Origin of the sequence: Caulobacter soli (assembly GCF_011045195.1) — a bacterium.
In the GTDB taxonomy this organism is placed as follows: Bacteria; Pseudomonadota; Alphaproteobacteria; order Caulobacterales; family Caulobacteraceae; genus Caulobacter; species Caulobacter soli.
Map to the genome: position 1 here is coordinate 2,565,358 of NZ_CP049199.1, position 12,023 is coordinate 2,577,380.

14 protein-coding genes are annotated in these 12,023 nt (G+C 68.0%); 3 read left to right on the forward strand and 11 right to left on the reverse strand.

The features are described from left to right. Nucleotide 1 precedes the first annotated feature (1 nt). Nucleotides 2–343: a hypothetical protein gene (locus G3M62_RS11980; RefSeq protein WP_165187284.1), complete on the forward strand. Its 342-nt coding sequence runs from the start codon at nt 2–4 to the stop codon at nt 341–343. 32 nt (nt 344–375) lie between these two features. On the opposite strand, the gene G3M62_RS11985 is transcribed toward G3M62_RS11980, so the two are convergent. From G3M62_RS11985 to G3M62_RS12030, 10 genes are read right to left on the reverse strand one after another with little or no spacing between them, the layout of a single operon-like run. Continuing rightward, nucleotides 376–576 carry a hypothetical protein gene (locus G3M62_RS11985; RefSeq protein ID WP_165187286.1) on the reverse strand — a complete coding sequence of 67 codons (201 nt, stop codon included), beginning with the start codon at nt 574–576 and terminating at the stop codon, nt 376–378. Beyond that, the gene (locus G3M62_RS11990; protein ID WP_165187288.1) at nt 576–968 is read right to left on the reverse strand and encodes a HesB/IscA family protein; all 393 of its coding nucleotides are present in this window, start codon (nt 966–968) and stop codon (nt 576–578) included. Before G3M62_RS11990 ends, G3M62_RS11985 begins: the two co-directional genes overlap by 1 nt. Nucleotides 969–983: 15 nt before the next feature. Further along, on the reverse strand, nt 984–1,328 hold the full coding sequence (locus G3M62_RS11995) for an SUF system Fe-S cluster assembly protein (protein WP_165187290.1): 345 nt from the start codon (nt 1,326–1,328) through the stop codon (nt 984–986). 6 nt (nt 1,329–1,334) lie between these two features. Continuing rightward, entirely contained in the window at nt 1,335–2,561 is a 1,227-nt protein-coding gene (locus G3M62_RS12000) for an aminotransferase class V-fold PLP-dependent enzyme (RefSeq protein WP_165187292.1), read from the reverse strand. Beyond that, the gene (gene sufD, locus G3M62_RS12005; protein ID WP_165187293.1) at nt 2,561–3,592 is read right to left on the reverse strand and encodes a Fe-S cluster assembly protein SufD; all 1,032 of its coding nucleotides are present in this window, start codon (nt 3,590–3,592) and stop codon (nt 2,561–2,563) included. Before sufD ends, G3M62_RS12000 begins: the two co-directional genes overlap by 1 nt. Beyond that, nucleotides 3,592–4,338 carry a Fe-S cluster assembly ATPase SufC gene (gene sufC, locus G3M62_RS12010; RefSeq protein WP_165187295.1) on the reverse strand — a complete coding sequence of 249 codons (747 nt, stop codon included), beginning with the start codon at nt 4,336–4,338 and terminating at the stop codon, nt 3,592–3,594. The genes sufD and sufC overlap by 1 nt, the downstream gene beginning before the upstream one ends. Continuing rightward, nucleotides 4,331–4,633, reverse strand: a complete 303-nt coding sequence (locus G3M62_RS12015) for a hypothetical protein (protein WP_165187297.1) — start codon at nt 4,631–4,633, stop codon at nt 4,331–4,333. Before G3M62_RS12015 ends, sufC begins: the two co-directional genes overlap by 8 nt. Beyond that, nucleotides 4,630–6,099 carry a Fe-S cluster assembly protein SufB gene (sufB, locus tag G3M62_RS12020; protein ID WP_165187299.1) on the reverse strand — a complete coding sequence of 490 codons (1,470 nt, stop codon included), beginning with the start codon at nt 6,097–6,099 and terminating at the stop codon, nt 4,630–4,632. Before sufB ends, G3M62_RS12015 begins: the two co-directional genes overlap by 4 nt. Next, nucleotides 6,099–7,232: a cysteine desulfurase family protein gene (locus G3M62_RS12025; RefSeq protein ID WP_165187300.1), complete on the reverse strand. Its 1,134-nt coding sequence runs from the start codon at nt 7,230–7,232 to the stop codon at nt 6,099–6,101. Before G3M62_RS12025 ends, sufB begins: the two co-directional genes overlap by 1 nt. Next, nucleotides 7,229–7,705, reverse strand: a complete 477-nt coding sequence (locus G3M62_RS12030) for an Rrf2 family transcriptional regulator (RefSeq protein ID WP_165187302.1) — start codon at nt 7,703–7,705, stop codon at nt 7,229–7,231. Before G3M62_RS12030 ends, G3M62_RS12025 begins: the two co-directional genes overlap by 4 nt. A 200-nt stretch (nt 7,706–7,905) precedes the next feature. On the opposite strand from G3M62_RS12030, the gene G3M62_RS12035 reads away from it, so the two are divergent. Together G3M62_RS12035 and G3M62_RS12040 are read left to right on the forward strand one after the other, a co-directional pair. Continuing rightward, nucleotides 7,906–8,559: an alpha/beta hydrolase gene (locus G3M62_RS12035; RefSeq protein WP_165187304.1), complete on the forward strand. Its 654-nt coding sequence runs from the start codon at nt 7,906–7,908 to the stop codon at nt 8,557–8,559. A 321-nt stretch (nt 8,560–8,880) separates the two neighbouring features. After that, a complete protein-coding gene (locus G3M62_RS12040) occupies nt 8,881–10,167 on the forward strand; it encodes an NAD(P)/FAD-dependent oxidoreductase (protein ID WP_165187306.1) in 1,287 nt (428 codons plus the stop codon). Between the two features lie 654 nt (nt 10,168–10,821). Here the strand turns inward: G3M62_RS12040 and G3M62_RS12045 are convergent. After that, nucleotides 10,822–11,964 (reverse strand): anhydro-N-acetylmuramic acid kinase, encoded by a 1,143-nt coding sequence (locus G3M62_RS12045; RefSeq protein ID WP_165191299.1) that lies wholly within the window; start codon nt 11,962–11,964, stop codon nt 10,822–10,824. Nucleotides 11,965–12,023 lie beyond the last annotated feature (59 nt).

Genomic DNA, 12,023 nt, shown 5'->3' on the forward strand with positions numbered 1-12,023 from the left:
TATGCTGGAGAACCCGCAAACGGAAATCGAATCTTCCGACGCCTCGCGTTCGCAAAACCCGCCTTGGGATCTGGTTCTCGCCGCCACGGTGATATGGGCGTTCGTGACCGGTCCGGCCTTCTTCGCGGCGCTCTTCGTGATCTTTTTCGCGAACCTCAGCTCGTTCGACGAAGACTTCCGGATCAAGCTTGTGCTCGCCGTGCCGATCAGCACCGCCATCGGCGCGATTGGCGCCCTGGCGAGCCGCCTCCTGCGCGAGCGGCTCATCCTCGTCATCACTTCCACGCTGCCGTTTGTCGCGCTCGTCGCCGCCCTTGTCGCTGTAGCGACCAAATTCCTCTAGACGGGGCCGGACATCAGGCGTCGGGCTCTAGCTCAGAGCGCGACGGGACATTCCGCCGGCGCGGGCACGAACGTCCCGTCCTCCCGGCGCTGGTCGAAATGCTTGGTCGCGCAGCCGGTCGAGCACAGGACGCCTTGGTCCGACCAGTACAGCGGCGCCTCGTCCTCGTGACGGAAGGCCGGCGCGCCCCAAGGTAGGCCGCATTCGACGCAAGACGGCGTCTTGGCCAGCATCAGTCCAGGGCCTCGGCGGCCGGCTGGATCGTCACGCTCTCGCCGCAGCCGCAGGCGTCGGTCTCGTTCGGATTGTTGAACACGAACTTCGACGACAGCTTGGTGGTCTCGTAGTCGATCGTGGTGCCGATCAGGAACAGCACCGCCTTGGGATCGATCAGGATGGTCACGCCCTGGTCCTCGACCACCTCATCGATCGGCCCCTGCTCGGCGGCGTATTCGAAGATGTATTCCGAGCCCGCGCAGCCGCCGTTCTTCACGCCCACCCGCAGGCCCGCATAGGGCTTATCGGCGCGGTCCATGATCTCCTTCACCCGCGCGGCGGCGGCCGGCGTCAGGGTGACGACCTTGGGGCGGGGGCGGCGAACGCGAGGGGTGACGGCGACTTCCATGGGATTTCAACCAGCCTAGAACATGTTCAGTTGCAGCTTGGCCTCGTCGCTCATCCGCGAGGGATCCCACGGCGGCTCAAAAACCAGCTCGACGTGGCACGACTTGATGCCGTCCAGCTCCATGACCGCGTCGCGCACCCAGCCCGGCATTTCCCCGGCCACCGGGCAGCCCGGGGCGGTCAGGGTCATGTCGATGGCCACGTCCTTGTCGTCGCTGACGTCGACCTTGTAGATCAGGCCAAGCTCGTAGATGTCGACCGGGATTTCCGGGTCGAACACCGTCTTCAGCTTCTCGATCAGCTGGTCGGTCAGCTTGTCGAGTTCGGCCTGGGGGATCTTGGAGACAGCTTGGTCGGTCATGTCAGCTCAACTGAAGAAACTGCGGGCCTTGGCCAGCGCGCTCACGAACGCGTCGGCCTCGTCCAGGGTGTTATATAGGGCGAAGGAAGCGCGAGCGCTCGACGTGACGCCGAACCTTTTCATCAGGGGCTCGGCGCAGTGGGTGCCGGCGCGGACAGCCACGCCGTAGCGGTCCAGCACCTGGGCCACGTCGTGGGCGTGGGCGCCCTCGACCACGAAGCTCAGCACCGCGCCCTTGCCTGGGGCCGTGCCCAGGATCCGCACGCCGTTGACGCCGTCCAGCTGGTCGACGACCCGCTGGTAGAGGGCGTGCTCGTGGGCCAGGGCCGCGTCGCGGTCGATGGTGTTCAGCCACTCGATCGCGGCGCCCAGGCCGACGGCCTCGAGGATCGCCGGGGTGCCGGCCTCGAAGCGGTGCGGCGGGTCGGCATAGGTAATCTTGTCCATCGACACCGAGCCGATCATCTCGCCGCCACCCTGATATGGCGGCAGGGCGGCCAGGCGTTCGGCCTTGCCGTACAGCACGCCGATGCCGGTGGGGCCGTAGAGCTTGTGGCCGCTGAAGACGTAGAAATCGACGTCCAGGGCCTTCACGTCGACCTTGGAGTGGACGATGGCCTGGCAGCCGTCCAGCAGCACCGGCGCGCCGGCGGCGTGGGCCAGGCGGACGATCTCGGCGGCGTCGTTGATGGTGCCCAGCACGTTCGACATGTGGCTCATGGCCACCATCTTCGTGCGTTCGTTGAGCAGGCCCTTGTAGGTCTCCATGTCCAGGCGGCCGTCATCCGTGACCGGCACGAACTTCAGGACGACGCCGTAGCGCTCGCGCAGGAAGTGCCAGGGCACGATATTGGCGTGGTGCTCCATCTCGGAGATGACGATCTCGTCGCCGGCCTTCAAGCTACGACCGAAGGTGTCGGCGACCAGGTTGACCGCCTCGGTGGCGCTCTTGGTCCAGACGATTTCCGACGGCTCGGCGTTGATGAACTTCGCCACGGTTTCCCGCGCGTTTTCATAGGCCTGCGTGGTTTCGTTGGCCAGGGTGTGCAGGCCGCGATGGACGTTGGCGTAGCTGGTGCGGGCCAGGCCCGTCATGGCGTTGAGCACCGCTTCCGGCTTCTGAGCGCTGGCGGCGCTGTCCAGATAGACCAGCGGCTTGCCGTGCACCTGGCGGGCCAGGATCGGGAACTGGGCGCGGATCGCCTCGACGTCGAAGGGGGCGTCAAAAGCCATTATTGGGCCCTCCCCAGCTTGGCGGCGACCCAGGCGGCGGCGATCTCGCGCGCGCCCTCGTGCGCGATGCGCTCGACCACCTCGCCCAGGAAGGCCTGGGTCAGCATGGCTTTCGCCTCGACTTCCGGAATGCCGCGCTGGCGGGCGTAGAAGATCTGCTCGTCGTCCAGGGCGCCGATCGTGTTGCCATGGGCGCAGGAAACGTCGTCGGCGAAGATCAGCAGCTCGGGCTTGGCGTCGACCTCGGCCTTGTCCGACAGGATCAGGGCGTGGTGGCCCATGCGGGCGTCGGTCTGGTCGGCGCCCGGTTGGACGACGATCCGCCCCTGGAACACGCCGCGCGCCTGGTCGTCGACGACGCCCTTGGTCAGCTGGCTGGTGGTTCCGTCGACGCCGCCGTGGGTGACGACCGTGGTCTGGTCGGCGTGGCGCTGGTCTTCGAGGATGTAGACGCCGTCCAGCCGCACATCGGCGTGGGCGCCGGGGTGGTTGATCCGCGTCTCGATCCGCTGGCGACGCGCGCCGGTGGTCAGGACGGTCTGGGCGTAGGTCGCGCCGGGGGCCAGGTCGACCTCGGCGGTGACCACGTCGATGGCCTCGGCCTGGTCATCGACCAGCACGATGCGCTCGACGCGAGCGCCCTCGCCCACCGCGATGTCCAGGGTCACGTCGGAGAAGTAGCCGGTGGCCCGGCCCTCGTGGCTTTCCAGCAGGACTAGGGTCGTATCGGGCTCGACGACGATGGCGTAGCTGGTTGCGTGCGCCGTCCCTTCGCTGGCTGAGACGAAGCGCAGGGCCACCACGTCGCCGGCGCCGCTGGCGGCGGCGTGGCGCTGGCGGCCGTTGACGAACAGGATTTCGTCGGCGGCCAAGCCGTTGAACGGGCCTGCGGCGACGTCGCCGTCCACCGTCGGAGAAACCGGCGGCACGGCGCGGATCAGGCCGCGCAGGTCGGTCCAGCGCCAGTCCTCGTCACGACGCGACGGCAGCTGGGTCAGGTCGCCGGTCTTGAAGGCGGAAGCCAGGCTCATCAGGCGGCGACCGTGTACTTGTCGTAGCCCTCGGCCTCGAGCTGCAGGGCCAGCTCCGGACCGCCCGAGGCGACGATGCGGCCGGCGGCCAGCACGTGGACGCGGTCGGGTTTGATGTAGTCCAGCAGGCGCTGATAGTGGGTGATGACCAGCATGCCGCGATCGGGCGCGCGCAGGGCGTTGACGCCTTCGGAGACGATCTTCAGGGCGTCGATGTCCAGGCCGCTGTCAGTCTCGTCCAGGATCAGGAACTTGGGCGACAGCATCGCCATCTGCAGGATTTCCATCCGCTTCTTCTCGCCGCCCGAAAAGCCGACGTTCAGGCCACGCTTGAGCATGTCGAAGTCGATCTTCAGCGCCGCGGCCTTTTCCTTGGCCAGCTTCAGGAAGGCCGGGGCGGCGATCTCGTCCTCGCCGCGCGCCCGGCGCTGGGCGTTCAGGGCGGTGCGGATGAAGGTCAGGGCGGGCACGCCGGGGATCTCCAGCGGATACTGGAACGACAGGAACACGCCCTTGGCGGCCCGCTCGTTCGGCTCCAGGGCCAGCAGGTCCTCGCCGTTCAGCGTCGCCGAACCTTCGGTGACCTCGTAGCCGCCGCGACCGCTCAGCACGTAGGACAGCGTCGACTTGCCCGCGCCGTTCGGCCCCATGATGGCGTGCACTTCGCCGGCCGGCACGTCGAGCGTGACGCCCTTGAGGATCGGCTTGTCGCCGACATTGGCGTGGAGGTTCTGGATATTAAGCATTGAAGGCCGTGATCTTTTCGAGCGTCTGGATAGCGAAGGCGGTCGGCTTGCCGGTCAGGGTCGGCGCCTCCCATTCGTGTTCGGGGCTGTAGCAGGCGAGCTTGAGCAGCGTGGTCAGCAATTCCCGCTCGGCGGCGGCGTCGGCGTTGCCGCCCGACAGCAGCTTGGCGCTGCGGTCGATCAGCGGCGCCTCGTCGCCGTAAGGATTGATCCAAGTCCCGTGCGCGGCCTGGAAGGCCAGCTGGCGGGCGTACTTGTATTCCTTGTCGTTCAGGCCGAAGCGGACCGGCGTCATCCCACCGAGCCTTCCAGCGAGATCGCCACCAGCTTCTGGGCTTCGACGGCGAATTCCATGGGCAGCTGCTGCAGCACGTCCTTGACGAAGCCGTTGACCAGCAGGGCCACGGCCTCTTCCTGCGACAGGCCGCGCTGCTGGCAATAGAACAGCTGGTCGTCCGACAGGCGGGTGGTGGTGGCCTCGTGCTCGAACACCGACTGACCGTTGCGGGCCTCGATGTACGGGACCGTGTGGGCCGCGCAGGTCTTGCCGATCAGCAGGCTGTCGCACTGGGTGAAGTTGCGCGCGCCCTTGGCTTTCGGGTGGGCCGAGACCAGGCCGCGATAGGTGCTGGTCGACTTGCCGGCGCTGATGCCCTTGGCGACGATCCGCGACTTTGTGTTGGCGCCCAGGTGGATCATCTTGGTGCCGGTGTCGGCCTGCTGGTGACCGTTGGTCACGGCGATCGAGTAGAACTCGCCCGACGAGCCCTCGCCGCGCAGCACGCAGGACGGATATTTCCAGGTGATGGCCGAGCCGGTCTCGACCTGCGTCCACGACACCTTGGAGCGGTCGCCGCGGCAGTCGGCGCGCTTGGTGACGAAGTTGTAGATGCCGCCCTTGCCGGTTTCCGGATCGCCCGGATACCAGTTCTGGACGGTGGAATACTTGATCTCGGCGTCGTCCAGCAGCACCAGCTCGACCACGGCGGCGTGCAACTGGTTCTCGTCGCGCATCGGGGCCGTGCAGCCCTCCAGGTACGAGCAGTAGGCGTCCTTGTCGGCGATGATCAGGGTGCGCTCGAACTGGCCGCTGTCCTTGGCGTTGATGCGGAAATAGGTCGACAGCTCCATCGGGCAGCGCACGCCCGGCGGGATGTAGACGAACGAGCCATCGCTGAAGACCGCGCTGTTGAGGCAGGCGAAATAGTTGTCCGACGTCGGCACGACGCTGCCCAGGTACTGCTTGACCAGTTCCGGGTGTTCGCGGATCGCCTCGCTCATCGAGCAGAAGATCACCCCGACCGCCGCCAGCTCCTTCTTGAAGGTGGTGACCACGCTGACGCTGTCGAACACGGCGTCCACGGCGTAGCGCGGCGCGCCGACCACGCCGGCCAGCACTTCCTGTTCCTTCAGCGGGATGCCCAGCTTGGCGTAGACGGCCAGGATGTCGGGATCCACCTCATCGAGGCTGGCGATCCCGGCCTTCTGGGTCGGCGCGGCGTAGTAGTAGCTGTCCTGGTAGTCGATCTTGGGGAAGTCGACCTTGGCCCAGGTGGGCTCTTCCAGCTCCAGCCAGCGGCGATAGGCCTCCAGCCGCCAGTCCAGCATCCACTGCGGCTCGTTCTTCTTGGCCGAGATGAAGCGCACGATGTCCTCGGAGAGCCCCTTGGGGGCGAACTCCTGCTCGATATCGGTCGTGAAGCCGTGCTCGTACTTCTCGAGCGACGCGACGGTATCTATGGTCTCTTTGACCGCGGCCATTACGCCACCTCCCGGCGACGGGCGCCGATACGCGAATAGGCGGCGAGCCAGGCGTCGCCGCAGGAAATCCAGTCTTGCTCGGTCGAGGCCCAGCCGCCGCTGACACGCAGGGCGAACGGAGCCAGGTCGGCCCGCCCCATGGCGTCCACCACGCGGCTGGCCTTGACCTTGCCCGACGAGCAGGCGCTGCCGGCGCTGACCATCACCCCGGCCAGGTCCAGGTTCATCACCTGGATCTGCGAGGCGAAGCCCTCGGCCGCCAGACAAAGGGTTTGGGGCAGGCGTTCCGCGCCCTCTCCGAGCACCGTCGCGCCAGCGGCCTTGACCCGGTCGGCCAAGGCGTCGCGCCATGTGCCTTGATTGGCCATCGAGGGCAAGTCACGGGCGGCAGCCATCGCCGCGGCGCCGAAGCCGGCGATCCCGGCGACGTTCTCGGTGCCGGCCCGGCGGCCGCGCTCCTGGCCGCCGCCGTGCTGCTGGCGCACGATCGTGGCGCGCGTGCCGGCGACCAGGGCGCCGACGCCCTGAGGTCCGCCCAGCTTGTGGGCCGACAGCGCCATCGTGTCGGCGCCCAGGGCGGTGAAGTCGATGGCCATCTTGCCGGCCGCCTGGACGGCGTCGACATGCAGCCAGCCGTCGGCCGCGCGCACCAGGGCGGCGGCCTGGGCGATCGGCTGGATGACGCCGGTCTCGTTGTTGGCCAGCATCAGGCAGACGAGAGCCCTGCCCTCGTCGCTGAGCGCTTCTTCCAGCCAGTCCAGGCGCGCGACGCCGTCGGCGTCCAGCGGCATTTTCAGGACCTGCAGGCCCGAGGCGGCGGCGGTTTCGAGCACCCCGTCGTGCTCGCCCTCGCTGACGATGATGCGGTTGAAGCCGGCGAAGGCGGCGCTGCCGATGGCGAGCGCATTGGATTCCGTGCCGCCGCTGACGAAGGTGACCGAGCCCGGCACCACCCCGACCAAGTCGGCGACCTGCTTGCGGGCGGTCTCGACCAGATCGCGCGCGGCCCGGCCGCTGGCGTGCACCGACGAGGGATTGCCGGCGGCCTCGAAGGCGCGCAGCACCGCGTCCCGCGCCTCGGGACGGATCGGCGCGGTGGCGTTGTAGTCGAGATAGATCGAGGGCTTGGTCACGCCGCGGCCATCTCCCGCGCCGCCGACTTTTCCTTGAGCTTGCCGTTCAGCACGTCGGCGATCGACACGCTGGCCAGGTAGCCATGGATCTGGCGGCCCATCTCTTCCCAGAGATCGTGGGTCAGGCACTGGGCGCCGCCGGCCATGCAGCCCTTGGCGCCGGTCTTGCCCCCCATTTTGGAGATGCCGCAACGCGTGGCGCGCAGGGGCTCGTCCACGGCCAGGACGATGTCGGCGATGGCGGTGTCGCAGGCCTCTCTGGCCAGGCGATAGCCGCCGCCCGGGCCCCGGGCGCTGACCACCAGCCCCTTGCGGCGCAGGCGGGCGAAAAGCTGTTCGAGATAGGAAAGCGAGATCTGCTGGCGGGCGGCGATCTCGGCCAGGGCCACGGCGCGGCCCTCCGCCTCGTCCTGGCGGCGAGCCAGGTCGGCCATGGCCATCACCGCGTAGCGTCCCTTGGTGCTCAGGCGCATGCGCCTTATCTCCTTGCGGATTCGCCGCGCATTGGCTTAGGCGTGTGCTACAAGCCGCGACTTCGCGCCCAGGGCTCTTGTCGAAAGACCAAGGCGCGCGGTGCGGATTTAGGAAGACCAAGCGCAGCGGTCAAGTATTCCTTCGCCCTTTCCGGCTGAAGGAACCGACCCCGTCGCCCCTTTTTGGATAGGGATCTTGAATGCCTGACGTGATTTTGACCGGAGCTTCGGGCCGCATCGAGGGCCGCTATTCCCCGGGCAAGACCGACAACGCCCCGATCGCGCTGATCCTGCACCCGCACCCCAAGGCGGGCGGGCACATGAACCATCCGGTCTCGGTGCAACTGTACCACCTGTTCATGAAGCGTGGTTTCGCGACCCTGCGCTTCAACTTCCGCGGCGTGGGCCGCAGCCAGGGCGAATTCGACAGCGGTATCGGCGAGCTGGCCGACGCGGCCACGGCGCTGGACTGGCTGCAGTCGAACAATCCCGCCGCCGCCCAGACCTGGGTCGCCGGCTACAGCTTCGGCGCCTATATCGGCATGCAGCTGCTGATGCGCCGTCCGGAAACCGACGGCTTCATCTCGGTGTCGCCGCCGACCAACATGTACGACTTCAGCTTCCTGGCCCCCTGCCCGGCCTCCGGCCTGATCCTGACGGGGGCGGCCGACACCGTCGTGCCGCCGGTCGAGGTCGAGCGCGTGGTCTCCAAGCTGCGCACCCAGAAGGGCATCGTCATCGACTACGAAGTCGTCGACAAGGCCACCCACTTCTGGGCCGAGCACCTGCCGTCGGTCGAAAAGAGCGTCGGCGAGTATCTGGACAAGCGCCTGGAAGCCAACCCGATCCCGTAAGATCGGTACCGGTACCAATACACTTGCGGTTCTGAACAACTCACCGTCATTCTTCCCTGAACGCTGTTCGCGGAGAATGACGGTGAGCCAGACCATACGGCCGTTCCCGATGTTCCAGGGAGACGCCGAAGCGACGACAGCCTGCGTCTCGCGCTTTCCCGACACTGAAATCCTCGACTTCGAACGCCGCCCCCCCGGGCCGGCGCCGCTGGACGACGCGTGGATCAACGGCCGGTTCGGGATGTCCCGTCGGCTCAACTTGGCCTGACATCGCGCGCGTCCTATATATTTCACCATCTGAGGAATTCTGGGATGGCGGGCATGCACTACGACATCGTGATCGTCGGCGGCGGGGCTGGCGGGCTGGAACTGGCGGCGCGGCTGGGGCGAAAGCTGGGGCCCAAGGCCGGCAAGGAACGGGTGCTGCTGATCGACCGGTCCAGCTTTCACATCTGGAAGCCGACCCTGCACGAGGTCGCGGCCGGCACGCTGGACGCCCACCAGGAGGGCCTGTCCTATTCGATCCTGGGCCGCAGCAACCATTTCAGCTTCCTGCTGGGCGACCTGGACACCTTCGACCCGGTCGCCAAGCGGCTGAACCTCAAGCCGATTGTCGGCGAAGGCGGCAAGGTGCTGGTCCCAGAGCGCGGCGTCACCTTCACCTGGGGCGTGCTGGCGATCGGCAGCGGCTCCAACCTGTTCGGCACGCCGGGCGCCGACCAGGCCCACCTGCTGGAGCGCACCGAGGACGCCGAGGCCTTCCACACCCGGCTGCTGGCCGCCTTCATGAAGGCCTCGTTCTCGGCCGAGAAGACCATGAGCGTGGCCATTGTCGGCGGCGGGGCCACCGGGGTCGAGCTGTCGGCCGAACTGATCGAGGCTCACCGCGAACTGCTCGGCAGCCTGGGCAGCGAGCAGCGCTTCCGCCTGGACATCGCCATCGTCGAGGCCGCCCCGCGCATCCTGGGCGGCCTGCCCGAGAAGATCTCCGACCAGGCGACCGTGGCCCTGGAGCGCAAGGGGGTGCGGGTTCACACCGGAGCCAAGGTGGTGGCCGTCCACGCCGACCGGCTGGAGACCAGCCTGGGCGAGATCCCCGCCGACCTGATCGTCTGGGCCGCGGGCGTGAAGGCCGCGCCGACCAACACCGCCTATGGCCTGGAGACCAACAAGACCAACCAGTTCGTGGTCAACGACCGGCTGGAGACCTCGGCCCCCGACGTCTGGGCGCTGGGCGACTGCGCCGCCGCGCCCTGGGCTGGGAAGGAAGGCAAGATCATCCCGGCCCGCGCCCAGGCCGCCCACCAGCAGGCCAGCTACCTGGCCAAGGCCCTGATCGCCCGCCTGGGCCAGCGCCGGATCGAGACGCCGTTCGTTTACAGGGACTTCGGCTCGCTGGTGTCGCTGGGCGAGAACAAGGGCGTCGGCGCCCTGATGGGCGGGCTGGGCGGCCCGAACTTCTTCATCGAGGGCCTGATCGCCAAGTGGGCCTACATCTCGCTGCACCTGGACCACCATCGGGCGATCCTGGGCACGCCGAAAACGGTGGTCCTGGCCCTGGCGCGGCTGCTGCAACAACGGGTGGCGGGGCGGCTGAAGCTGCATTGAGGCGCTGATGGGGCGTGATTGGGGACACACGCATGCGTGTGTCCCCGGCCCTGCGCTGACAAGCGACTGAAATCCCTGCCCTAAATCTTTATTCCCCTCACCCTTTCAGGCTCGCCGTATCCTGTACCCACCTCGACGCGGGGAAAGGGCGCATGGCCAGCGACCGATGCGGCGGCGAGGGGCGATCGAGCGGGAAGCTCTGTCGGCGGTTCTTTTCGGAGGACCAAACCTTGCGTCTCTGGTGCCGGTCGGGCCTGGAACACAGATACGACGTGACGTGAGGGTCGGCGGAACAACAGGCGAGCGGTGACAGGCTCGCGGTCCGGGACTGGGGTTCGTTGATCCAGCCCGCCCGTCGGAGGCTTCAAGGCGGCGAGGCCCTAACAGGGCTCAGCGTCGCGGGCTTCCGGATAACGATGGCGCGGAGCGATCGGGCTTCGTCGAAACGGTATTCTTTTTTCAAACTCCGGACGTCGTCCGGCGCTCCGCGACCCTTTCCGATCAGCTCAGCGGTCAACCGTGTGAGGGAGCGAAGCCGTGTGTCCATCAAGCCTCCCCCTGTGGGGGAGGTGTCGGCGAAGCCGACGGAGGGGGGAGTGATAGGCCGATGGCCGAACCTACGATCTTCAATCTCAAAACTCCCCCCACCGATCGCTACGCGATCGCCTCCCCCACAGGGGGAGGATTTACGATCCGTCCGCCAACCATCGGCTCCGCCACCCCGGTCGTCCCAGGAAAGCTGATCGGCAGCCCCCGCGCCGTCCGGGCCGCCAGGAACGCAAAGGCCTCGGCCTCGATGGCGTCGCCGCGCCAGCCCAGGTCGTCGGCCGAGATCACTTCGGAGATCCCGTGAAGCGCCTCGCCAAGTCCCCGCATCATGTGGGCGTTGTGCCGTCCGCCACCGGCGACGATCAGCTGTTTCGGGCGCTCGCCCTCGGGCAGCCATTCGTAAGCCCGGGCCACGCTGGCCACCGTGAAGGCTGTCAGGGTGGCGGCGGCGTCCTCCAGCGACAGGGCCTCGACGCTCTCGATCGGGAAGTCGAACCGGTCCAGCGACTTGGGCGGCTTGCTGGTGAAATAGGGCCGGGCCAGCAGGCTCGCCAGCACGCCCTGGTCCACCGACCCTGCCATGGCCAGCCGCCCGCCCTCGTCGAACCGTCCTGCCCCGCGCGCCTGGACGACCAGGTCGATCATGCCGTTGGCCGGCCCGGTGTCGAAGGCCAGCAACGCGCCGTCTCGCTGGACGAAGGTGACATTGGCCACCCCGCCCAGGTTCAGCGCCGCCACCGGCGCGGCCAGGCCCGAGGCCCGGGCGCGGGCGGCGTGATAGATCGGGGCCAGCGGCGCCCCCTCCCCGCCGGCCGCGACGTCGGCGGTGCGGAAGTCGAAGGCCACCGGCCGGCCGCAGCCCGCCGCCAGGCGCTCGGCGTCGAGCAGTTGCACCGTCCGCCCTACCCGCTCGGGCGTCGGCCGTTCGTGCAGCACGGTCTGGCCGTGCACGCCCAGCAGGTCGAAGTCGCTCCAGGCCAGGCCGTGCTCGGCGATGAAGCTCTGCGCCGCGTGCAGGTGCTCGTCGGCCACGGCGCGCCGGGCCTCGGCGAAGATCGCCGGCTCCGGCTCGCCCCGCGCCCAGCTCCGGGCGATGGTCGTGGTCTCCAGCAGCAGGTCGCGAGTGGCCTCGCGCAGCTTGCGCTCGCCGGCCGGCCCGAAGGCCTGGATCTCTTCGCCGTCGGTCTCGAGCACCGCCATGTCGACCGCGTCGAGCGAGGTGCCGGTCATGAATCCCAGGATACGCATGGTCTGGTTGACTGCCATGGCCCGCGCCGGGTAGCTAGAGCCCATGATCGTCCAGCGCC